Origin of the sequence: Pediococcus acidilactici (assembly GCA_024970065.1) — a bacterium.
In the GTDB taxonomy this organism is placed as follows: domain Bacteria; phylum Bacillota; class Bacilli; order Lactobacillales; family Lactobacillaceae; genus Pediococcus; species Pediococcus acidilactici_A.
The window spans coordinates 162,855-186,997 of record CP103908.1 but is presented as its reverse complement, the minus strand read 5'-3'; the positions used below and the strand labels follow the sequence as shown (position 1 = coordinate 186,997).

The 24,143-nt window shown below is 42.5% G+C and carries 23 protein-coding genes; 3 read left to right on the top strand and 20 right to left on the bottom strand.

Annotated elements, in window-relative coordinates; all coding sequences use genetic code 11:
• Positions 1 to 24 precede the first annotated feature (24 nt).
• Positions 25 to 189, bottom strand: a complete 165-nt coding sequence (locus tag NYR25_00845) for a hypothetical protein (protein UWF33988.1) — start codon at positions 187 to 189, stop codon at positions 25 to 27.
• 190 nt (positions 190 to 379) lie between these two features.
• Here NYR25_00845 and NYR25_00840 point away from each other — a divergent pair, with 190 nt between their 5' ends.
• Positions 380 to 1,234, top strand: coding sequence for a patatin family protein (locus tag NYR25_00840; GenBank protein ID UWF33987.1), 855 nt, complete (start codon positions 380 to 382; stop codon positions 1,232 to 1,234).
• Positions 1,235 to 1,284: 50 nt separating this feature from the next.
• Here the strand turns inward: NYR25_00840 and NYR25_00835 are convergent, their stop codons facing one another.
• Positions 1,285 to 2,175, bottom strand: a complete 891-nt coding sequence (locus tag NYR25_00835) for a metalloregulator ArsR/SmtB family transcription factor (GenBank protein ID UWF33986.1) — start codon at positions 2,173 to 2,175, stop codon at positions 1,285 to 1,287.
• Positions 2,176 to 2,434: 259 nt separating this feature from the next.
• On the opposite strand from NYR25_00835, the gene NYR25_00830 reads away from it, so the two are divergent.
• On the top strand, positions 2,435 to 3,415 hold the full coding sequence (locus tag NYR25_00830) for a glycoside hydrolase family 43 protein (GenBank protein UWF33985.1): 981 nt from the start codon (positions 2,435 to 2,437) through the stop codon (positions 3,413 to 3,415).
• A gap of 11 nt (positions 3,416 to 3,426) precedes the next feature.
• Positions 3,427 to 4,677 (top strand): oligosaccharide MFS transporter, encoded by a 1,251-nt coding sequence (locus tag NYR25_00825; GenBank protein ID UWF33984.1) that lies wholly within the window; start codon positions 3,427 to 3,429, stop codon positions 4,675 to 4,677.
• A gap of 304 nt (positions 4,678 to 4,981) precedes the next feature.
• Here NYR25_00825 and NYR25_00820 read toward each other — a convergent pair whose 3' ends face one another.
• The 18 genes from NYR25_00820 to aguA all read right to left on the bottom strand — a co-directional run bounded on the left by NYR25_00820 (position 4,982) and on the right by aguA (position 24,116).
• Positions 4,982 to 6,280 carry a pyrimidine-nucleoside phosphorylase gene (locus NYR25_00820; GenBank protein ID UWF33983.1) on the bottom strand — a complete coding sequence of 433 codons (1,299 nt, stop codon included), beginning with the start codon at positions 6,278 to 6,280 and terminating at the stop codon, positions 4,982 to 4,984.
• Positions 6,281 to 6,302: 22 nt separating this feature from the next.
• On the bottom strand, positions 6,303 to 7,253 hold the full coding sequence (locus NYR25_00815; GenBank protein UWF33982.1) for a sugar-binding transcriptional regulator: 951 nt from the start codon (positions 7,251 to 7,253) through the stop codon (positions 6,303 to 6,305).
• Between the two features lie 12 nt (positions 7,254 to 7,265).
• On the bottom strand, positions 7,266 to 8,531 hold the full coding sequence (locus tag NYR25_00810) for an NCS2 family permease (GenBank protein UWF33981.1): 1,266 nt from the start codon (positions 8,529 to 8,531) through the stop codon (positions 7,266 to 7,268).
• Positions 8,532 to 8,564: 33 nt separating this feature from the next.
• Entirely contained in the window at positions 8,565 to 9,839 is a 1,275-nt protein-coding gene (locus NYR25_00805; protein UWF33980.1) for a NupC/NupG family nucleoside CNT transporter, read from the bottom strand.
• A 13-nt stretch (positions 9,840 to 9,852) separates the two neighbouring features.
• The gene (deoD, locus tag NYR25_00800) at positions 9,853 to 10,557 is read right to left on the bottom strand and encodes a purine-nucleoside phosphorylase (protein UWF33979.1); all 705 of its coding nucleotides are present in this window, start codon (positions 10,555 to 10,557) and stop codon (positions 9,853 to 9,855) included.
• A 12-nt stretch (positions 10,558 to 10,569) separates the two neighbouring features.
• Positions 10,570 to 11,760, bottom strand: a complete 1,191-nt coding sequence (locus tag NYR25_00795) for a phosphopentomutase (GenBank protein ID UWF33978.1) — start codon at positions 11,758 to 11,760, stop codon at positions 10,570 to 10,572.
• Between the two features lie 38 nt (positions 11,761 to 11,798).
• Positions 11,799 to 12,446, bottom strand: a complete 648-nt coding sequence (gene deoC / locus NYR25_00790) for a deoxyribose-phosphate aldolase (protein ID UWF33977.1) — start codon at positions 12,444 to 12,446, stop codon at positions 11,799 to 11,801.
• Positions 12,447 to 12,869: 423 nt separating this feature from the next.
• Entirely contained in the window at positions 12,870 to 13,457 is a 588-nt protein-coding gene (locus tag NYR25_00785; GenBank protein UWF33976.1) for a peptidylprolyl isomerase, read from the bottom strand.
• A gap of 113 nt (positions 13,458 to 13,570) precedes the next feature.
• The gene (locus NYR25_00780; protein ID UWF33975.1) at positions 13,571 to 14,185 is read right to left on the bottom strand and encodes an HAD family phosphatase; all 615 of its coding nucleotides are present in this window, start codon (positions 14,183 to 14,185) and stop codon (positions 13,571 to 13,573) included.
• Between the two features lie 58 nt (positions 14,186 to 14,243).
• The gene (locus NYR25_00775; protein ID UWF33974.1) at positions 14,244 to 15,221 is read right to left on the bottom strand and encodes an SIS domain-containing protein; all 978 of its coding nucleotides are present in this window, start codon (positions 15,219 to 15,221) and stop codon (positions 14,244 to 14,246) included.
• 53 nt (positions 15,222 to 15,274) lie between these two features.
• Complete coding sequence (locus tag NYR25_00770; protein ID UWF33973.1) at positions 15,275 to 16,108, bottom strand: PTS system mannose/fructose/sorbose family transporter subunit IID; 834 nt, start codon at positions 16,106 to 16,108, stop codon at positions 15,275 to 15,277.
• 11 nt (positions 16,109 to 16,119) lie between these two features.
• Positions 16,120 to 16,902, bottom strand: a complete 783-nt coding sequence (locus NYR25_00765; protein ID UWF33972.1) for a PTS sugar transporter subunit IIC — start codon at positions 16,900 to 16,902, stop codon at positions 16,120 to 16,122.
• A gap of 12 nt (positions 16,903 to 16,914) precedes the next feature.
• Entirely contained in the window at positions 16,915 to 17,385 is a 471-nt protein-coding gene (locus tag NYR25_00760; protein UWF33971.1) for a PTS sugar transporter subunit IIB, read from the bottom strand.
• A 2-nt stretch (positions 17,386 to 17,387) separates the two neighbouring features.
• Positions 17,388 to 17,789: a PTS sugar transporter subunit IIA gene (locus NYR25_00755; protein UWF33970.1), complete on the bottom strand. Its 402-nt coding sequence runs from the start codon at positions 17,787 to 17,789 to the stop codon at positions 17,388 to 17,390.
• Positions 17,790 to 17,884: 95 nt separating this feature from the next.
• Entirely contained in the window at positions 17,885 to 20,623 is a 2,739-nt protein-coding gene (locus tag NYR25_00750; GenBank protein ID UWF33969.1) for a sigma 54-interacting transcriptional regulator, read from the bottom strand.
• 541 nt (positions 20,624 to 21,164) lie between these two features.
• On the bottom strand, positions 21,165 to 22,007 hold the full coding sequence (locus NYR25_00745; GenBank protein UWF33968.1) for an aldo/keto reductase: 843 nt from the start codon (positions 22,005 to 22,007) through the stop codon (positions 21,165 to 21,167).
• A 188-nt stretch (positions 22,008 to 22,195) separates the two neighbouring features.
• The gene (locus NYR25_00740; GenBank protein UWF33967.1) at positions 22,196 to 23,011 is read right to left on the bottom strand and encodes a MurR/RpiR family transcriptional regulator; all 816 of its coding nucleotides are present in this window, start codon (positions 23,009 to 23,011) and stop codon (positions 22,196 to 22,198) included.
• A gap of 13 nt (positions 23,012 to 23,024) precedes the next feature.
• Complete coding sequence (aguA, locus tag NYR25_00735; protein ID UWF33966.1) at positions 23,025 to 24,116, bottom strand: agmatine deiminase; 1,092 nt, start codon at positions 24,114 to 24,116, stop codon at positions 23,025 to 23,027.
• Between the last annotated feature and the right edge of the window lie 27 nt (positions 24,117 to 24,143).

Sequence of the window (24,143 nt, the reverse complement as noted above, 5' to 3'; positions counted from 1 at the left end):
TTATCGCCACTTTTATTTTGACATTTAGCGCTGTTCCCGTTTCTTTTTTTCTTCCATAATCTTTTGGTTTTGCCGTTCGCCATCTTTAATTTTTTGTTGGTATTTTCGTCTTCCCCAATAGGCTTTAATAATAAAGGGAATTTGAATAATCCCGTAGATTATCAAGGCTAAAATTATAATTCTTATCATCAAATTCACTCCCTATTTTGCTCACGTACTCAACTCATTTTGGTATTCACCATCTTACTATTTTTTTGCGCAAATGTCGTCTTCTAAAACTGCGATTAAAAATTATTGTTAGTGTAAAAACTCGTTTGCCAGCACCCTACTAAAAGCGCTAAAATAGCGACTGTATACTCTACAGGAAGAAGGGATTCCATTGGAAAAAGCAGCTTTAATTTTAGAAGGCGGCGCACTGCGGTCATTTTTCACCAGTGCGGTGTTAGATTATTTCATTGATCAAGAAATGGAATTCGAATACATTCACGGCGTTTCAGCTGGCACGATGTGTGCAATGAATTATATTTCTAAGCAAAAGGGACGTTCTAAGGATGTTAATTTACATTTCTTGCACGACAAACGCTACATTGGTTTTAATAATTTAGTCCGTAACGGTGGAATTTTCAACCTGGACTTCCTATTTTCTCCAGAATGCTACGCATATAGTCCGTTTGATTACATGGCCTACAAAGATAGCAAGCAAATTTTTGAAATCACCGCCACCAATTTATTGACTGGTAAGGCCGACGTTTTCCGAAAAACTGACACTGAAGGCCAGGAAGAAGCCATTAAAGCTTCCGCTAGCATGCCGCTACTCTCCAGCATCCGGGTCGTTAACCACCAGCCATACCTAGATGGTGGAATTGCAGATTCAATTCCCTTCAAACGTGCCCAAGAACTCGGTTACGAGAAATTAGTCATCGTTTTAACGCGCGACATCACCTACCGAAAAGCTGAAAACAGTCGAGCAATGAACCGGCTAGTACGGATGAAATACCGGGACTTTCCACAATTTGTATCCGCTTTTGAAAGTCGGCCCCGGCGTTACAACGAAAGCCTTGAAGAAATTGAACGTTTGGAACGGGAAGGAAAAGCCTTTGTAATTCGGCCCCAACAACCAGTGACCGTTTCTCGAGTAGAACGCGACAATAATAAGCTCATGGATCTATATCATCAAGGGACGGCAGTAATCGAAAGCCAAATGGCTGACTTACGGGCGTTCTTAAAAAATTAAATTTACTTAAACAAAAAAAGATCGCTACCCCCGAGGGCTGGCGATCTTTTTTAACTATAAAAAGCGGATAACTCGATATTTTGGTCGTAATTACCAAAACCTTCACCAAAAATAGTACAACCGCCCGACTTTTTGGCATCGGGCTTAATTTCAAAACGAATCGTCCAGACGTCTTTATTAACGGGCAAATCCGCTAAGCAAACTTCCGTGAACGGTTGCCCATCTAGATAAGTACCGTGGTCGGTAATTCGGAGCGTTTTTAAAATTCCGTATTGGTTCACGTTATCTGGAACCCAGTCCGGAGTGTATTTCCCGCGAACGTCAGAGAAATCTCCTGGTGAACGCCACGTTCCGATTTCCTTGCCATTAATAGAAAAGGTGATATCTGATGGCCAAGTATTGTTGGAAAACGGAAATTCCGATCCCAGTTCCATAGATAAATCAAGCATTTCCAAGTGTTCATCAATATTGATAAAGTTGGGAGTCTGGTATTCCACGTAACCGTCGTTAAACCAAATCATTCCGGCGTTCATCCGCTCGGGTAACATAAAGTACTTAGGGTTATCGACGTTACCAATGTACCCGTCTGGTCCCGCTAATCCGCAAGATGGTTTTACGCTAAATTCAGTGTAGTGTCCAATCGGAATTCCAGTTTTGTGGACGCTAAACGTCGGATAAATTTGCCGTGGAAACTTAATATCAATCGTATCCACTCGCAAGGAAGAAACCTTTTGGTGCCCCTGCCGTTTACTATGAATAATTTCTGCTTCCGCCAGTTTATTCAAGTGCTTAGTGACGATTGGGCTACTCAAATTTAACGCTTCGGCTAATTCTTGAACACTCATCGGTTGATCCGACAGCAAACGAATAATTTGAAGTCGTACCGAACTTGCCAACGCCTCATAAACTTTTAACGATGCATCCGAGATATCTAATTGCATATACCCTCCATTATCAAACCGTTTACATTTCCTTTTCAATTAATTATATGCCAATAAAAAACCGGTTACAAGCGCTTAATTTAATAATAAAGTTAACGCAAAGAGATTTTTTTGCAAATTCCTTCCAAAGATTAACAAAAAAGGTTGACAACGCTTTCAAGCGGTCATATATTGCTCGTGTAATAAATGCTTCACGAACCTTTCGAAAGTTTCCACACCATTTTTTTACAATTCATTTTCATAAAAGGAGTATCTCACTATGATATCCGCAACTGATTACGTTAATCCGCTTATTGTACAACGGGCGGATCCCTATATTTATAAGCACACCGACGGTTATTACTATTTTATCGCTTCGGTTCCCGCTTATAACTTGATTGAAATTCGGCGCGCAAAAACCTTGAACGGACTAGCCCACGCGGCTCCCCGTACGATTTGGCGTAAACATCCCGATGGTAGCGGTCCGATGAGTCAGCTCATTTGGGCCCCCGAATTACATTACATCGATGGAAAATGGTTCATTTACTTTGCCGCTGCCCATACTAAAGAATTCGACCACAACGGCATGTTTCAACACCGGATGTATTGCTTAGAATGCGATAATCCTAACCCCATGCGTGACGAAAGTGATTGGATTGAACGCGGCCAAGTAAAAACGCCACTAGATACCTTCGCCCTCGACGCCACCGTTTTTAAGGCGCACGACCGTCTTTACTACGTTTGGGCGCAAAAGGATCCGGCCATCAAAGGAAATTCCAACATTTACATCGCTGAAATGGAAAATCCGTGGACCCTCAAGAGTGAACCAGTGATGTTAACCAAGCCTGAATACGATTGGGAAACTAAAATTTTCTGGGTTAACGAAGGTCCCGCGATCTTGCACCGTAACGGTAAGTATTTCTTAACCTACTCGGCAAGTGCTACTGACGAAAACTATGCCATGGGAATGCTAACTATCGACGAAGACGCCGATTTATTAGACGCCCGTAATTGGGCTAAGTCGCCTACTCCAGTTTTCCAAAGCAATTTGGCCATTCAACAATACGGTCCGGGACACAATTCCTTCACCGTGGCCGAAGACGGTAAAACTGATTTATTAGTTTACCATTGCCGTAACTATACCGACATCAAGGGCGATCCGCTTTATGATCCCAACCGTCACACCATGGTTCAACCATTTGGCTGGACGACGGACGGTCGCCCTGATTTTGGCAAACCCGTACCTTATAACTATGAATAGGGGTGTACAACATGAATAATACTAAACCACAATCTAAACATTTCTGGGGGTTTCCCCTCACGCATTTTAGTTACTTCTTCATCTGGGCAATCATTAACGGATACCTCACCCTCTGGATGGAACAAGTTGCTCATTTAAACGGTACCGAATCAGGAGCCGTTTTCTCCATGATGGCTGGAATTTCGTTAATTTTCCAACCGATTTTCGGGGTAGTTTCGGATAAGCTATTATTTAAAAAGACCTTAATTTTAACCATCTCGATCGTCGCTATTTTTATCGGCCCTTATTTCCAGTGGGTTTTCATGCCGATTTTACACATTAACGCCTTCCTCGTGGCTTTTGTAACCGGGACTTTTCTCAGCTTCGTACTCAACGGCGGGGTTTCCGTCATCGAACAATACGTTCAACGGGCAAGTTTAGCAAACGGCTTTGAGTACGCCCATTCCCGCGTTGGAGGCTCCGTGGCGGGGGTTGCTGCTTCTCTAATTGCCGGTCCCATCTTTCTTTGGTCTCCCAACTCCATCTTTTGGGCTTGTACTGTAGCCGCAATTATCCTAACCGGATTGCTACTTTTCAGTGATAAAATCGATCTCGAAAATGCCCAAGCTGCTGGCGACACTTCCAACTCATTGAATTTAAAAACCGTTATGTCGGTCTTTAAATTGAAAAACTTATGGATCCTCGCAATTTTTTACATGGGTGCTTCAGCACTTTATGACGTTTTTGATCAACAATTCATCATCTTTTTCAAAATGTTCTTCCATACCGCTGCTCAAGGAACTTTAGTTTATAGCTACATGACTTCAGCTCAAATTGCGATTGAATTTTGCCTGATGTTCCCGATGCCTTGGATCATTAATAAGATCGGTTCTCGGAACGGCTTAATTATTTACGGGTTTATTACTGCCCTTCGGATTTTAGGTTCTGCACTTGCGCCAAACTGGATCTGGCTGGTTGGATTCCGCTTATTAGCCGGTTTGGAAATGCCATTGTTACTAACTTCAATCATGAAGTACATTGCTGGAGCGTTTGACATTCGCCTTTATGCAACCGTTTACGCGCTTGCTTCTAACTTTGCCAAACAAGTTTCCGTCTTCATTTTCTCTTCGGTTGCGGGAAAAATGTACGACGTGATTGGCTACCAACACACTTACCTAATCATGGGATTGTTCGTTTTTGCCATCACCCTGTTTGCTACCTTCACCCTTAAAAAGGAAGATCCGGTTCAAGCTGGTGAAGTAGACGCTAAGAATCCCGATTAACCCTCATATAAAATTTAATTAAAAAAACCGTAATTAACCTGCTTTTCAAGCTAGTTAATTACGGTTTTGTGCGTAAAAAGAGGCTAAAAAAAATACTTTTCCAGGATAAAAAGGTCCTTAAAAAGTTGTTTTGGGGTTTTGACTTCAATAGCGCCAAAGTCAGTTCGTTCCGCGTAACCTAAAATTGACCATTATGCCCAATTCAGGCATAATGGTCAATTTCCAGTTAATGCTCGCAAACTACCCGACTTTTGTTTCACTCTCTTTTTGCTAGTTATTTGTTATTAAATAAATTCAAACACAACTACTTAATAATTTTATGCACTAATTGAATCGGTTGCGCATCCGTACCGATTTCAATGTTGTTATATAGTAGCTCCTTAATGTTGGCTACGTCCGTCGTATTGCTATGAATGGTCAACAAGCTTTCACCTTCCGCAACGGCGTCGCCAACTTTTTTGTGTAATTCAATGCCCACTGCGTAATCAATCACGTCAGTTTTGGCCTGTCGACCACCACCAAGTAACATGGCCGCAATCCCGATTTCGTCAGCCGTCATTTTCGTTACGTAACCTGCTTGGGGTGCGGGAAGTTCAAAATGATATTTTGCCTGGGGCATTAACGTCGGGTCTTCAATAACCCGCGGATCGCCTCCTTGGGCAATGATCATCTGCCGGAACACTTCTAAAGCGCTCCCATTTGCAACAACTTCTTCAAGCTTAGCCCGGGCTTCTGCCAACGTGGCCGCCTTTTTGGCAAGTACCACCATTTGACTACCTAACGTCATTACTAATTCCGTGATGTCTTCGGGGCCTTCACCTTTAAGGATTGCAATCGACTCTTGAATTTCTAGGGCATTGCCCACCATGTTACCAAGGGGTTGATTCATATCTGAAATTAGCGCCATGCAGTTCATGCCAACACTCTTACCAATTTTCACTAAGGCATTCGCTAGTTTGACGGCGTCCGCCTCTTCCTTCATGAAGGCGCCAGTCCCAGTTTTTACGTCTAAAACTAAGGCATCCGTCCCCGAAGCGATCTTCTTACTCATAATCGAGCCGGCAATTAGCGGGATTGAGTCGACCGTGTCGGTAACGTCGCGCAACGCATAAATTTTTTTATCTGCTGGAGCAACGTTGCCGGTTGCACCAACGATGGCGACTTTAATGTCACGAACCTGTTTTTTAAACTCTGCTTCCGAGCGTTCCACCTCAAACCCTGGAATCGCTTCCAATTTATCTAAAGTTCCACCAGTATGGCCAAGTCCACGACCTGAAATCATCGGTACCGGAATTCCTAACGCGGCAACCATCGGAGCTAATGGGATGCTAGTTTTATCTCCCACGCCACCGGTGGAATGCTTATCCACCTTAATCCCCGGAATGTCGGAGAGGTCCAACCGGTCACCCGAATTCAACATTTGCATAGTTAAATTAGCCTGTTCTTCGTCAGTCATTCCGTTAAAGTAAATGGCCATCAATAGTGCACTTGCTTGGTAGTCTGGAATTTCTCCATTTGTATAACCTTCCACGAAAGCACTGATTTCCTCTTTAGTTAAAGCGCTTCCATTTCGCTTGTGGTCGATCACGTCAACCATTCTCATCACAAGCCCTCCTTCAAATTAATTATTCGTCAACCAATCGTTGGGCGGTTGCTACGTCGGTAATTAAACAGTTCGCGTATTGTCCAGCTAACGCGCCCTTGATTGCTTCATACTTCCATTTTCCGCCGGCCACTAGCACCGCGCGTTCCTTGTTGCGCAATTCGGCTAGGTCAATTCCAACGGTACGATTATTCACTTCGGGAACCGCGATTTGGCCATCCTGGTCATAAAACCGGGAGCAGATGTCGCCTACCGCCGTTTTTTGGATACGCGCGATGTCGCCTTGGTCAAAATAGCCCGTTTGAAATAGCAACGCGTCGTCCCGGATGGTCCCAGCGGTAAAAATTGCGATATTCGCCTTTTTGCCTAAATCAATTAATCGCTTAATGTAGCGGTCCTGCATCACCACGTCATGGGTGGTTTGGTTTTCAAAAACGACTGGTAAAGGAAATTCGTGTGGGGTGGTGTGAAAAGCATTGCCAAATTTCATCAAGACTTCCTCGTCAAAAACTGGCGTAGGTGAATAGGTAACGCTACCCTTCAGTTCCACCACTTGAACGTCTTCGACGGGCTGAGGCGTCAACGCCTTCGCCACTTCGTTTAAAGTCTTTCCCCAACTAACCCCGATTAAGTCGCCATCCTTAACCACTTTAGCTAAGTACTTGGCCGTATACATTCCGAGCTGTTGGGTCACGTTTTGATAATTATCATATTCGGCGTATACCACGTGAGCCTCGTTTAGCTGATACTTTTCGCACAACATTTTTTCTAACTCTTGGGTACTGGAAAAGGGATCGACAATTTTAATTTGCACAATGCCGTTGTCTTGAGCGAACTGAAGCAGTCGGGAAACTGTCGGCCGGGAAAGTCCCAGCTGTTTGGCAATTTCCACTTGGCCCATCCCGGCTTCGTAATGCATCCGGGCAACTTCCAAGCTCTTTTTAATTTTTGTTTTATCAGTCATCCTGCTCATGGCAACCTACTCCTAAACCAAAATTGAGTTAAAACCTAGTTGGGCTAAGAATAACAATCCCAACACGTACATAATCGGGTGAACTTCACTTTGCTTGCCCATCGCTAATTTCAAAATTGGGTAGGCCACAAAGCCGAACGCTAACCCTGTCGAAATTGAGCCAGTCAAGGGGATCAGCACGATAATCAAAAACGCCGGGAACCAGTCGGTAAAATCCGCAAAGTTAATGGTGGCCAACTGTTCCATCATTACCGCTCCCGTAATGATGATTACTGGCGCGATTGCTGCTTGGGGCACGTAGCTTAACAACGGAATGAAAAACAGCGAAAGCAAGAATAGAACCCCCGAAACAAGGGATACGATCCCGGTCCGTCCGCCACTTTCAATTCCCGAAGCACTTTCGGCAGCCGCAACCGTTGGACTCGTGCCCAAGAAACCTGAAATAAAGGTCGTCACCGAGCTCGCTTGAAATGCCTTCCGAAATTGCGATGGGTCCTGTAAAATTCCTTCCAGAATCCCCATCGATTCAAAGACTAAGATCATCGTCATCGAAAATACGGCCAGTAAAAATTTGATGGAAAACATTTGGCTGAAATCGCCCTTAAAAAGGATTTCTGAATATTTCGGCAGTTGACTTAAACTAATGGAAGTTGCCTGCGTACCACCAATGTGGAAAAGGACGCCCACTAGACTAGTTACGATAATCCCAATTACAAAGCCACCGGGAACCCGGCGCAAAAAGAGGATTAGGGAGAGTAAGAGACCGAACAGAGCTAATAACGTCGCCGGATTGCTTAAAGAACCGGCTGCCAATAGTGCTCGTTTTCCACCAGATTGAATCAATTCGGCTTTTTCCAACCCTAAGGTCACCAAAAACAACCCAATTCCTACCGTAATCCCTTTTTTCAGCACGGCGGGAATCGCGTTAGCCAGAAACTCACTTGCCCTGGTAAACGCAATTACCATGTAAATCAAACTACTAAAAATCGAAATGGCGACGGCTTGTTGCCAGGATAGATGCATTCCAACTACCACCGTGTAGGTGAAAAATGCATTTACTCCCATCCCCGGAGTAAGAATTACCGGTGCTTTCGCCCACAACGCCATAATTAGACAGCCAATTGCTGAAGAGAAAACGGTGGCAAATACACTTAGTCCTGCCGGAATTCCCGCATCGCTTAAAATCATTGGATTAACAATGATGATGTAGGAGATTGCAAAAAAACTAGTAATTCCTGCTAAAATTTCGGTTTTTAATCTTGTTTTACTTATTCCCATCAAAATTTGATTTTCCTTTACCAACAATATTTTTTACCAGACAAAGAGTCCGACCGTTGCTGCCGAAACTAAGGATACCAAAATCCCCGATAGGAGCAGGTAACCCACGTTTTTAGCAACCACGTCGTTTTTCTGCCGGTTAACTAAGCCCTTGAAACATCCGATAATCATCCCCACGGTTGAAAAATTAGCAAACGAGGTCAAAAACACCGTTAACACTGCTTTATAATGGGGCGCAAATTGGTTAATCGTGCCCGTCACCTTGCCCATTACGACAAACTCGTTGGTAACTAACTTAGTTCCCATGTATTGCGCAAATTCGAAGGCATCGTGGACGTTTAGCCCGGTTAACCACGCAAACGGGAACATCACGATTCCTAAAATGTGCTCTAGGGTAAGCCAAGGATTAATGATTCCTAGTAGTTTATCCACTAACGCTGCTAAGGCAACGAACGCGATTACGTTGGCGGTGATGATTAACACCAGTTTACCCGCGTTCAAGATTGAATCGCCCAGAAACGAGAAAAATGGTTCCCGCGTTGGAACTTCATCTTCAGCTACTGTCGCTTCGGCCAGCGTTTCCGAACCCGAGTCCACGTCTTGTGCGCTCGCTGAACTTCCGGAACCCGCCATTGTGGCAATCGTATCCTCTTCAGGCGTTACCGTGACCGGATTCAACATGTTCGTGATGATAATTGCGTTAATTACGTTGATCGGAATCGCCGTGAGGATGAACTGCCCGGGCATTAAACTCGTATAGGCACCGATAATCGAAGCCGTTACACAACTCATTGACATCATTGCCAAGGTCAGGTTGCGTTCCGCCTTCATTTGTTGCAGTTGCAGGGAGGAAACCGCGAGTGCTTCCGTATTTCCCAGAAACATCATCTCCACCGCAAAGAACGACTCGAATTTCGGCTGTCCGGTTAATTTAGACAATCCGCGGCCAATCCACTTGATGATCCACGGTAAAATTCCCACGTACGTTAAAATATCGAACAACGGGATGATCATCAAAATCGGTAATAACGAACTGGTCACGAAGTTCATTGACTTCACGTCCACCCAATCGGCAAGCGCAAAGGCGATTCCTTGATAAGCAACTTGGACTAATTGGTTAAACCCCGCCGAAGCTCCCGCAACAATGCTGCGGCCAATCGGGAAACTGGTTAGAAACCACGCTAAGACAAGGTTAAATACTACCATGATACCGACCGATTTCCACTTGATTTGCTGCCGGTTTTTGGAAAAAAGCACTCCTAAACTCAGGAAAACCACTAATCCAATAATGTTAACGATTAAATACATTAAATTCCGCTCCTTAGCTAATTGCCGTTTCTAACGCAACTTTGATCATGTCATCAAACGATTTTTCCCGTTCTTCCGCGGTAGTTTCTTCGCCAGTGATGATATGGTTACTGATGGTCAATACTGCAAGCGCACGTACGCCATACTTCGCTGCTAATAAGTACAACGCGGCTGCTTCCATTTCTGCACCCTTGACGCCATATTGAACCAGTTTTTGACGGTCAATTTCGTCGTTGTAAAAACGGTCTTCAGACAAAACGTTGCCTACTTGCACTGGAATTTGGTTAGCTTGCGCAACTTGGTACGCCTTTTCAACCATTGCAAAGTCTGCTAACGGAGCGTAATAAATATCTCGACCAAACGTATTTCTAATAATGGAAGAATCCGTACTTGCTCCTTGGGCAATGAGGACGTCCCGGACGTGAATATCGGGGCTCATTCCACCACAGGTTCCCACACGAATCAAGGTTTTAACCCCGTATTCGTTAATTAATTCATTTGTATAAATGGAGATTGATGGAATGCCCATGCCAGTTGCTTGAACGGATACCCGTTTACCTTTATACGTACCGGTATATCCAAAAGCGTTTCGAATGGTATTATAACATTCCGCATTCTCTAAGAAAGTTTCGGCAATATATTTTGCCCGAAGTGGGTCCCCTGGTAGTAAAACGGTGTCTGCAATTTCGCCTTTTTGTGCCGCAATGTGTGTACTCATGGTATTTCCTCCTTATTGCAATTCGCTTAAGAAACTAGTTCCAACTTCGTTACCGGCAACGTTAAAGTTGTCCAAAATGGTTGCCCCTAAATCAGCGTAAGTATCCCGCACACCCAGTGATTTACCTTCGGCAACGCTAGGAGTGTAGACCAATAGTGGGACGTATTCTCGGGTGTGATCCGTTCCCTTAAATCCGGGATCATTTCCGTGATCCGCCGTAATAACCAGCAGGTCGTCATCCTTTAGGAGTGGCAATAGTTCACCCAGTTGTTGGTCAAATTCCATCAAGGCCTTTCCGTATCCTTCAGGATTCCGCCGGTGACCATACATGGCGTCAAAATCAACTAGGTTGGTAAAACTAAATCCGGTAAAGTCCTTTTGGGCGTTTTCAATCGTCCGCACCATTCCGTCGTGATTACTTTCCGTGTGAACCCCATCCGTAATCCCTTGGCCTGAAAAAATGTCGTTAATTTTACCAACCGCTAAAACGGAGAACCCGGCTGCTTTGAGTCGATCCATGTCCGTTTCACTAGTTGGCGCTAAAGTATAATCGTGGCGATCCGAAGTTCGTTTGAAATTGTCCTTATTCGTCCCAACGTACGGGCGAGCAATGATGCGGCCAATCCGGTAAGGTTTATCAATGGTAATTGAGCGCGCGTATTCACAAATCTTGTACAACTCTTCTAGCGGAATTACCGCAGTGTTAGCCGCAATTTGCAAAACTGAATCACCAGAGGTATAAACGATTAGCGCTCCCGTCTTCAGCTGTTCTTCTCCATAATCATGAATAACTTCGGTCCCCGAGTACGGTTTGTTTACAATTACCGAGCGACCGCTAAACTTAGCGATTTTATCAATTAATTCCTGCGGAAAGCCGTTAGGGAAAAAGCCTAGAGGTTCTTTAACCGGAACCCCCATCATTTCCCAATGACCGTCCATACTATCTTTTCCAACGGAGACTTCGTGCATTTTACCGAAGAACCCTTGCGGATGGTCCGCCACCGGAACTCCTTCAATTGGGTGATCAGGCCGAATATTGCTTAACCCTAATTTTTGTAAATTAGGAACTTGGAAGTTGCCCTTCCAAAATTCACCGATATGTCCTAAAGTATCTGCGCCAACATCGTCAAAATCAGCGGCATCACTAGCTTCACCGATGCCGACCGAATCCGTGACAATTGTAAAAACTCGTTTGAACTTCATTTAAACCCCTCCTAAAACTAAACTGCCTCACTTTATTTTTAGCTATTCATAATCTTGACGCCGGAACTTGCTCCTAAACGAGTTGCCCCGGCTTCGATCATGGCTTCGGCTTCTGCCTTAGTGTGAATTCCGCCGGATGCCTTAACGCCTAACCGATCGCCAACCGTTTGCTTCATTAATTTCACGTCCGCGACCTTCGCACCAGCCGTCGAAAAACCTGTCGAAGTTTTTACGAAATCGGCCCCCGCTTTTTCGGAAAGTTCACAAGCCCGAACCTTTTCTTCGTCAGTCAATAAAGCGGTTTCAATAATGACCTTAACGTGCCGGTTTTCAGCATGCCCAGCTTCGACTACGGCTTTAATATCATTGAGAACCGCGTCGTCATGGCCAGCTTTAAGTTCACCGATATTAATTACCATGTCTAATTCCGTAGCGCCATTTTGCAACGCATCTTTTGCTTCAAACACCTTGGTTGCCGTAGTATTTGCTCCAAGAGGAAAACCAATTACGGTAACCGTGTTGACGTCAGTGCCCTTCAACTTATCTGCCACGTACGAAACCCAGTATGGATTAACTACTACGGAAGCAAAATCGTATTCCTTAGCTTCCTTAATGATTTGGTCCACCTGTGATTGGGTGGCTTCGGGTGCCAAAATTGTGTGATCAATGTATTTTGCTAAATTCATAATAAAATCTCCTTATTATTTGCTTTTTGTTAACGCTTACATAATAGCGCCATTTTTATCATTTGTAAACTTAATTATTGAAAATATGTTAAGTTAAAACGTTTTACCTTAGCGAAAACGGGACATTTTGCTTTATAGATTAAGGTTTATCCCACAAATTTTTTTATACGACCCCTATTTAAACACGCCAACCACAAAAAAATTCGTCATCAATAATCGGGTTGCGATTATTAACAACGAATTTTTACTTAAATACAAATTGAGAATTTATCGGAAAGTTTGGATGTCCTAGGCTCTCGAATTTCACTTGGTTACAGAAACCGGATGCCTTATTAGCTAAACTTCCCCACCAATTGCGAAAGCCACGTTCAACTTTCCACTTTCGTTAAATCCTTAAAACTGTTCAAAAAATTATTTGAGCGTTTATTCTTCCACCAATACTTTTTCCATCACGACATCTTCTGTAGGACGGTCTTCGTAATTGCGGTCCACTTTACTAATTGCTTCGGCCACGTCCATTCCTTCAATCACCTGACCAAATACCGTATGATGGCCATCCAACCATGGTGTACCACCCTTTCGGTAAGCTTCTACAATTTCCTCTGGAAACTCAGCCGCCTTTAGTTGCCGGATCATTTTCTTGGGCACGTTGGTATTAGTAACGATGAAAAATTGGCTACCGTTCGTGTTAGGACCCGCGTTAGCCATCGATAGCGCGCCATTTAAATTGTAAAGCTGGTTGGAAAATTCGTCTTCAAAGGTTTTGCCATAAATGCTCTCGCCACCCATTCCAGTACCAGTCGGGTCGCCACCTTGAATCATGAAATCCGGAATCACGCGGTGAAAAATCACCCCATCATAGTAACCTTGCTTAGCCAATTCAACGAAATTTTTAACCGTCTTGGGCACCAACTCGTCAAAAAGCTGCACCTTAATGTCACCATGGTTAGTTTGAATCGTTATCTTAGTTCCCTTTACGTTTGCTAAATCTAATTGTGGGTATGTCATCATTATCTCCTACTTCTCTTTTGATTGCTTGGACCGTTCTATTATACTGGAAAAATGGAGAAGTAAAATCAAATTTTAATTTATTGAAGACTTTTTATCCAATTATCAACGCAATTTTATTTTTCAATAATACTCCCAAAATCTTCTAAAACCACGTCAGCCAACTTTTGATCTACTGGCGCTGGGACCGCCCACACTTCCAATCCTGCTCGCTTAGCTGCTAAGATTCCTGTGGGACTATCTTCTACCACCACACAATCATCTTTAGAAACATGCAAAGCTTTGATTGTTTCTAGATAGACGTCTGGTGCTGGTTTATTTTTCTTTACCTTTTCACCACTAATTACTACGTTAAAATATTGCGCCAAATCACATTCACGTAGCATCCGATTTATTTCCTTTTCTTCTCCAGCTGATGCTAATGCCAGCATTTTTCCTTGTTTTTGCAACGTTGCAAGTACTTTGGGGACTTGTTTGTCCAAGTATTCTTGATAATTAATCTTATTCTTTTCCAAAAAGGGCTGATACTTTCTTCTGATTCGTTCGCGCTCACTTGGTTCTGGTACTAAATTTTCCCAAACCTTTTCATTTGACACTCCAATATAATCATCTATATCTGAAGAACCAGGGGTCAAATTATTTTCTTTAAAGAAACGCATCCGCCTTTCAAAATAAAATTCTTCAGACCTAATTAAAACGCCATCCATATCAAAAATAAAAGCTTTTTTCACGCAATCACCTCTTTAAAAAAAGGGACCGCCAGCAAACGCAGTCCCACTTTTAAAATTTTTAGTAGTTTTCTAATTTCCACATGTAGCGCCGTTTAGTCAACGGATGTTGCCGTGCGGCCGCAAGTTTTTCTGCGTAAACCCGCATAACTCCTGTAAGTAACATTGGATTAAAGTAATCAATTACATTCTTAGAAGCAATTGATGCTAGTCCATGGTCTTTAGCGTCGATAATCGTTAATTTAGTGTCAAAGCGTTGTAGAAATGCCATTGCCCGTGCGTCTAAGTGACGCGTCTTACCGTCATTCATAAATAGTAAATATGGTGTGTCTTTCAAAGCCATTTCAAATGGACCATGGAAAAGTTCGCCTGAATGAATGGTTGGAGCACTAATCCATTGCATTTCCATAAATAAGAATGAAGCAGTAGAGTAGGCTACATCCGCACTTGCACCACTACCAATCACGTAGATATTCTTCTCATCTTTATAGCGTGCAGCAAATTCTTCTGCAGCAGGATCGACCATCGCAGCTTCTTGGTTAATTAAATCGAATAATCCATCAAATGCTTTTTGTGCGTCTTCATAAAATTCATAACCTTCAAACTGGTTTACAATTTCTACTGCTAACTTAAGTGCTAGAGTCATTTTTTCTGTCTTATGCGCGTAGTCTTCTTCAAAACCATGTACTAAACCATATTCAGCTGCATTAATGATTGGTGAATTTGGCATGTGCGATAGTGTAATAACGTGAGCACCTAATTCACGGGCATGTTTGGTAGCTTCAATCGATTCTGGAGTAGTTCCTCCAAGTGAGGCTGTAATAACAATTGTGTTTTCACCAACATCCTGTGGAGTGTCATAATTGAATTCATTTGCTTGCATAAAAGCCGATAAAAAGCGCTTACTTTCGTGCGAAATAAAGTAGTATCCTGGATATAAGTCCGCCATCGAAGCCCCACAACCGGTAAAGATCACTCGGTTAATTTTGCTATTTTTCTTCTTGATATCCGCAATAATTGATTTAGGTGACATGTTCATAATAAAAATTCCTCCTAATATAATTAAAATATTTTATTAACTGATTACTATATTTAAGCTAAAATCCCTAAAACGCTGAATAATAAACCACTTAAAATACAAATTGTAAGGATCCATCCCGTTTTAACTTTTTTATGCAATAACCAATACATAAAGAAAGTAACCAACAACGGAATCATCTGAGGGAAGATGGTGTCCAACGTCTTTTGGAGATTAAACGTCTTACCCATGTGAATTGGCGTGGTAATTCCAATCATACTTGCAATCATTGATCCGATTACCATTAGTCCAACGATTGTTACCAAATACATTGCCCGGTCCATAATTCCTTGACTAGTAAGTTTCTTCAAAAAGCTATTTCCAGCTGTGTAGCCTAACTTTCCACCGTAGTATGTAACTAACGCTGCCGGAACAAATGAAATTAAGATTGCTAAAATTGGTCCCAGGATACTGCCTTGTCTAGCAAAGTTAACTCCTAAACCAAACGCTAAAACTTTAATAGTTCCTTGGAAAAATGAATCACCAACTCCAGATAGTGGTCCCATCAACGATGCTTTAACCGCGTTGATCGAATCCGGGTTGAATGAAGTGGGTTCACGAGCATACTCTTCTTCCATCGAAGAAGCCAGTCCTAGGACAAATGCACTAGTTTGAGGAGTGCAATTGTAAAAAGCTAAGTGCCGCTTGTAAGCCTCTTTCTTACGTTGCAAATCTTCTTCACTTTTAGAGCTATATAAACTATCAATAGTTGGTGCGATTCCGTACAGAAAGCCTAAATTCATTTGTCCTTCATAGTTCCAAGAGGCCTGAATTGCATAAGAACGCCAGAAGAAGGACCAATACTTTTTTCTTAACTTTTTTGAATCTATTTGTGTATTTTCAGCCATCATCTCACCTCCTAAAGTTCCTCTAAATCATCGTCTTCATCACTAGTTAGTCCCTGATCGACGCTATTTTTAGGCAATATTTCGTTTAAAATAATTACAAGTAAAGCCGCAAAGATTGCTACACCAGTAACTGACAAACCTGCGTAAGCGGTGATAAAAAATCCTAATAACAAGTATGCAACCGTCTTTTTCGACAGCATCGTTTGCATTAGTAGTGCAAACCCATACGCGGGCAAGATCTTACTTGCTAAATTCAATCCATTAGTAAGCCAAGCAGGAATCGATTGAACAATTTCCTTAACTACATCAGCTCCAAAATAAATGGCAACAAATACGGGTACGAAATACATCAATGAATATAAAATGGGACCCCATAGAATGTGAAACCTTCTAGCTTTGGCAAACTCGCCTTTTTCTATGTCGTTTTCCGCTTTGTGAACAAAAGTAGACATAAACATCCGTAAAAGAATTCCCACCATTTGTCCTAGGATTGCAACCGGAAGGGCAATAGTTAAAGCAGTTTGAGCATTTGTATCCGATAAGATTGCAAAAGCAGTTGCCATTACCGAGCCCAAAACTAGATCCGGCGGAGCTGCCGCCCCAATATTTACTATCCCCATGAATATTAATTCTAGAGATGCCCCAACAATTAACCCCTTTGTTAAATCGCCCAAAGCAACTCCTACTAGGGCCGCCATTACTAGTGGTTGCTCAAAGTTAGTCCGCCCCAGCATTCTGGAATCCATCGTCCCAAATACGGCAATGATTCCAAGTAAAATGGCATTTAAAAGCATATATCTAACCTCCTAAATTAGTTCATTTAAACTTTCTCTCTTAGAGGTTGGTACTTGTTGCATATACAAATCAAAACCTAGATTCTTTAATTCCTGACTACACTTAACTTCTTCTTCCGTTAGAAAAACTGCATTACTGAATCGCTTCGTGTCTGGCCGATTTTTAACACCTCCATAGTTAATCTCCTTAACCCCTTCCAAAAGTGGGACAATCTGTCCAGCTTGTAAAACATCTCCAAAAATAATCATGGTATTACTCTTCAAATTATTTATTTTGGCGATTCGTTCCTTAGCTTGATCAACACTAAACACACTCAATTTAATGTCTGCTGGCTTGGATAATTTCAATGACATTTTCTTGAAATCATCACCAGCCGCAACGTTATCAATCACCACAATTCGTTCAATTCCCTGCGACTTAGTCCAAGCAAAAATCACCTGTCCATGTAATAAACGATGATCAATTCTGATTACTTTAATCATTTTTATTCCTCCTTTGCAGATTCAACCATTTTATTTACGTTAATCAATCCTCGCTTTCCTTCTTGAACTAGTTCATCAAGCGCCTTCAAATCTATGTCTCCTGAATAGGTTGCTAATGATAGTACTAGAGGCAAATTCATCCCCGTTATCAAAAAAACATTTTTATAACGTAGCACTAATTCAGTCATTGCATTATTAACCGAACCGCCCATCACATCAGTCACGATAATGAATTGCTCATTTACTTCTCGCGTGATCTGTTGGCTAATATCCGAAGCAAAATCGACATTTTCCTCATCATAAGCAGAATATGCCTGAATACTTACCTGATTTCCCACAATCATATCTAACGTATCTTTCATCCCTTTTGCGAGGGCGCCATGACTTGCTAATATAATTTTCAAACCTTATCACCTACCATTTCCTTACACCCTTATAAAAGCAAAAGGCGTGCCAACTTCTGGCACGCCCTTCCTTTATTCAATCAAATCGCTGATTTTTAGGCATCTGCTTGGATAATGTCGAAAATATAGCCGTATTCAGAGGCTGGGATTTCGACACTATAAATTTTTTCAATCACACTAAAAGACTCTTTTATCCATTTAAAAAGCCGTTGGTCTTCAGTGTCGGAAAGTTGTTCTAAATCATAGCTGGTAATCGGTTCGTTTCGGATTAATCGCTCAATTAGGCAGCTCACATGCACGTATAACGACATTTTTGTGATGTTGCCTAACTGGTGCCCGCTTAACTGGTTAAATTTATTAATGGCGCGGTCAATATTATCCATCACCAAATGCGCATCCAGAATGGTAATGGAATTAATTACCCGCTCTAATGAAAAACTATGAATCAGTTGTTCTTTAAACTGTTGGAGCTGCTCCGTAGTCATGCATACTTGCAAAGCCTTATCCAGCTTTTCCATCTCGCTTCCGGAAATAATGCTTTCCAAGGAAATGTATGGGGCGTCGGGAAGCCCGGGGTCAATCGTCCCCACTACCGCCACCACGTTGTACAACTTATTGAAAATGGCAATTTGTTCTTCAGCCTTTAACCGGTCAACCTCGTAAGCCTGAATTTGACAGTCCACTTCTGCCGGCATGCTATCCAGCAGCAATTTTTTGACACTATTAGCCGTGCCAATCCCGGTAAAGCAGCAGGTTACGATTAGATTGCGCTTAATTTCTTTTGGATAGATAATTTGCGTTTTAGGCACCATCGCCTGCCGAACGTTTCGCATGATTTGCTCAATATCCTTATGGTGCCGGATATCATCGGCCACTAGCAACGCCGACTGAGTTGAGACGTTGTTAACAATGGCAATCGGGAAATCAATCTCACTGCTAATGAATTTTTGAATGCCCTCCAAGGAGCCCATATCAACCATTAAAATTAGTCCCCGGTTAATTTGGCGATTTTTCACGTAACTGCTGACCTTTTCACCAATCTCCGCCACGTCAATATCTAACGGCATGTCGATCGCGTCCATTACGTGTTCGTTAAATAAATTATTGATCACGCTGGCAATGCTGCTAGCGGTCGAATAGCCGTGGGAGAGGATAATGCAACGAATGTTTTGGCTATTGGTTTCCTTCTTCACGCTCCGTAGGTACAAATGGATAAATAGCTCATCCACGTCGTCAAGGTGCAAGTTCATGGTCTTTGCGGTAATTAAACGCAGATCCCCAACAATTTGGTCGATTTCCGCATCCTCACCATGAAAAGTGGCGTTAATTTGCTGAATGCACTGTTCGTCGCGTTGTACCAAATGCCAGTTAGCACGGTTACGGTTGTAAAAGTAGTACGCTAAAACTAACGCGACGTTGCCCATAAACTGGGTGTCACTATTGTTTTCGACGTTAGCAATCCGATCGGCAAACATCTTTTTCAAAAAGCTCACCGACATGTCGCTTTTTTCCGTATCCTTCTTAAAAATTAAGTAGTCACACAGTTGGTTAATTTCGTCGATGGCATTGTCAATGAAGGCGTTCCGTTTGGCTGTTTGCTGGAATTGCTGAATAATTTTTAACATAACCCGTTTAATTTCATCGGTATACGCCTGGGATTCGGAGATTAAATCATCAATTTTCATGGTTGGCAGCACGCTGATGAACTGGTCGCTAAACGATAGCAAACTCGCGTCTTGAATATTATGGTCAATTACCGTTTTGGGAACGTCTGCTAATAAGATTTCAATATTCGAACTTTGCGCCGCCCGTTGTAAACTATTGGCCACCGAAATTAAGATGGTGTTCTTTAATTGACCTACGTTGCCAAGGTAACTGCTGGAACTTAAAATATTCAGCACCGAAGTGTTCACTAACACTTTGCGTTGAATTTTCTGGGATTGGCGAAGGTAAAATAACTTAACCAAGTTTTCGCGTTCCTGACGCGGTCGGTCGTTTAGTTCTGGGATTTCAATTTGAATGGGGATTCGGCGAATAAAGGTGTCTAAGAAATGGCTTTGAATATCCTCGGTAGTCGCAAAAACTAGCCGAACTTGTACATGATGCCCCTCTTTAGTTGCTCCCAACGGCGTGATCATCCTGTTGTCCAAGTAATTAAACAATTTTTCCTGTCCCTTAGCATCAAGCCGGTGAATTTCATCAAGAAATAGCATTCCACCATCAGCTTCATCAAATAGTCCCGTACTATCTTGGTTTGCGCCCGTAAAGGCCCCCTTCTTATAACCAAATAAATTACTTGCTAAAAGTTCCGGATTGTCAGCATATTCCGCGCAATTTAAGTGTACAAAGCGGGATTCTGGTGCTAAATACCCCTTATCCACGCAATATTGGTAATAAACTTGCGCTAAATAAGTTTTCCCTGCTCCCGTAGGCCCGGTAATTAACACGGGTAACCCGGTGCCTGGGTAGCCAGCGGCCGCTTTCAACCTTTCAATTGGGGTGTATAGTGAACCGTGTCCGCCAATTACTTCGTCAAAGGCCGTCCGTTTAGGCTGAGATACAATGTCTTCCAATGCCGCTTGACTTTCAAACTCTGTATTTTCTAAAACGATGCCGTATCGTTGTTCTAAAGTTGCCCTATCCCAAAATTTAACCGGACGTGAATTAAGTTTGATTGCAACCTTCTCTTTATAAAGATCATTTAAGTACGCACTAATTGTGTTCCGCCGCACTCCTAACCGTTGGCTAAAGTCCTCCGCGGTGGCGCCGTGTTCTTGCCAATCTTCTCTTTCAGTTACCGATTGCAGCATTGCTGCTACTTGATCCTTCACCATAAAAAACTCTCCTAACCACTATGAAAACGTTATCAATTTACGGATAGTGTATCCCAGGGGAGAAAAGTGCGCAAGGTGGGGTTGGTAACCCTAGATTTTTATAGCTAACAAAAAATATAGGGACTAATCGACAAAATTCGATTAGTCCCCATATTTTTTAATAACTTGGACTTGCGCCCCCTGTTGCTTCGCCGAAACGCGTTCCAGCCACCAATTTTTTCCGGTTAACCAAATTTTAGGTCTAATCGCTCAAACCGCGATTAAACCTAAAATCTAGTTAATCCTGCATTCTATTGCTGCCTTGTCGAAACGTGCTCCGAAACCCAGCTCCTTCCGGCTAACTAAATTATGGAAGTAATCGCTCAAACCGCGATTACTCCCATATTTTAAACCTCCGGCGTTCTTCTGCGGCTTCGCGGAAACGCGTTCCAGCCACCAATTTTTTCCGGTTAACCAAATTTTAGGTCTAATCGCTCAAACCGCGATTAAACCTAAAATCTAGTTAATCCTCGAAAATTACCCGGTGGCTTCCACGCTCTTTTTAATACATCCGTCCATATTCATACGTCAATTCTGGTTCGCGGCCCGTTCTTGCGAACTTATTTAGCTTGTCGACTTGCTTCATTTCTTCATCAGACAGTTCAAAATCGTAGATGTCGGCATTTTGGGCAATTCGTTCTTCATGCACCGACTTCGGGATGAACGCCACCCCATTTTGCAAGTGCCACCGCAAAACCACTTGAGCAGGCGATTTTTGGTACTTATCCGCAATCTCCTTAAGCACTTCCTGGTCAAGCACCGTTCCGCGTCCTAATGGGCTCCACGCCTGAGTAACGATGTCGTGTTGCTTATTAAATTCAATCACTGGTTTAAGGGTTAAGAAGGGATGCATTTCCACCTGATCAACCACCGGCATTTCGTGCGCCTTAGTTGCCAAATATTCCAAATGAATAGTTTGGTAGTTGCTGACCCCGATTGACTTGGTCAAGCCCGCCTTCTTCAGATCCTCAAACGCGCGCCACGTTTCAAAAAAGTGTTGACGAACTGGCCAATGGATCAATAATAGGTCGACGTAGTCCATTTGCAACTTCTTCAGGGATTCTTTTACCGAGGCAATCGCTTCGTCATAACCTTGCCGCGCCTCCGTCACTTTGGTAGTCACAAAAATATCTTCCCGAGGAATCGCAAACTTTTTAAACGCATTTCCCACTTCTTGTTCATTTTCGTAGAGTTGTGCCGTATCAAACAACCGGTAGCCATTTTCGTAGGCTGCTTTTGCCGCCGTGTCAACCGCTGCTTGTCCACGAACTTTATATAATCCAAAGCCTTCTTGTGGCATCTGATTGCCATCTGCCAACGTAATCAAATTATTTTGAATATCCATTTGAATGAGCTCCTTTCAATGAACCTTCTTGTTACGTTAAGCATAGCACTTGCTGGATGAATTTGTAGTAAATTGACCATTAAATTTCTTTGACATACGATGGCTGCTTGCCATCCTTAATATTGTCTGCCAGGGATAACAAAAATAGTGGAATTAGAATTCTCTCCAACGGATTCCAATTCCACTATTTATTTTTTCATAAAGTTAAAATCTTGACCGCCATAATCTTCAATATATTGGTACAAAATCAATTCCATCAACGCAATTGTAGAAACTCGTGAACTAATTTCAACGTCGTTAACCTCGATTACGTCAGCAAAAATATATAAATTAATATCGCTCAAATTCTGGATTGTGTTGTTATCCGGCTCGGTGATTGAAATCAAAAAAGGTGTTTGCGCCGCTCCTTTTAACTGTTTAATCATTTCTAAAAACTCGCGGTTGCGGCCGTTATACGTAAGCATGAAAACTAAATCATCCGATTTAACTTGTTTAATGGCCATTCGCCGAAAATCGCGATCCCGGGGATACTTCACCGTAAAACCCGCCATCGTATAAACGTAATATACGTAATCTGCCGCATACTTACTAATTCCTTTAGCAAACAGATAAATGGTAGGATGGTTAGCCAGTTGTTTAGTAATCTCGTGTAATTTCTTAGGTGGGATTACCCGGACTGATTCAGTAATATTTTTTAGGTATTCTTCTCGATAATCAACCTGGCTAACTTCGAACGGCATCTCTTTTTCTTGCTCGTTTTTTTCGTTAAGGACGGTATATTTAATTACCGTGGTGAATTCGCTAAACCCCACAAATCCAATTTTCTTGACGAAACGTAGGAACGTTGCCGTCGATACGTAAGTCGATACGTAAGTTTCACTAGCAACTTCGCGAATACTTTGGTTTTTAATTTTATCCATGTTGGAAACTACGTAGTCAAATAGTGCTTGTTCATTTTTGGTTAACGTACTGAGATGTGACTCTACAATGTCAAAAAAATTCATAAGCCACCCTCCATTAATGTCCAGGCATGTTAAGCACGACTGTATGTAATCCGCCCCCACCCGTTAATATTTCGGTAGCGGGAAAACCAATTATTTCCCGGTCAGGATAATAGTTAGCTAACTCTTGGCGGGCTTTTTGATCATTAGGATCGTTAAATTCCGGGAAAATAATCGCCTGGTCAAGCGTAATATAATTAACATAAGTAGCGGTTAACCGTTGCCCTTCCGTGCGGGGTAACATTCCGTTAATTGGATCGACCCCTTCTGCTTCCAGTGCAGTCAACTTTACCGGATGCTGTGGCAAATCCATTTTATGAATTATTAAATTTCGTCCACGAGCATCTGTTGTCTGACTTAAAATGTCGTAAGCACGCTGACTAATCCGGTGCTGCGGATCGCCCGGATTATCGGTCCATGACAAAACAATTTCGCCTGGTCGGATAAAATTAGCCATGTTATCCACGTCACCCCCAGCTTCATCTAAGAAAAATCCTTCCGGAAGCCAAATCACCTTTTGGGCACCCAAATAATTTTGGAAAACCTCTTCGGCTTGAGCCTTAGTAATTCCCTTGTTGCGCCCTTCCGAAAGTACCACTTCCTCAGTAGTAATCAAGGTTCCTTCCCCATCAGTCACTACCGAACAGCCTTCTAAAATAAAGTCCGACTGGTAACGGTCCCAGCCAAATAAGTCAGCTAACTTTCCGGTTACCTCCTGGTCCTTATCCCAAGGAAAATAAAGACCATCAAGCAATCCGCCCCAGGCATTAAACCCAAAGTCCATGCAACGCACGACTCCATCAGCATTAACCAATTCAATCGGTCCCGTATCTTTAATAAAAACGTCATTATTACTCATTTCTAAAACCCGAATCTGGGTTGGTAACATCGCTCGCGCATTTTTATATTGATTTTCGTTTACAAACACCGTTACTGGCTGATAATTTGCTATTAATGTTGCTAACTGTACAAAAGATTTTTGTGCTGGTTTACCACCGTTACGCCAATTATCGGGGCGTTGCGGCCACATCATTAAACTTTGTCCCTTGGATTCGAATTCGGCTGGCATCCAAAAACCATCCTGTTGGGGAATTGCTGTTAACTTCATTGCCAATTAATCCCTTCTGACTTTTTT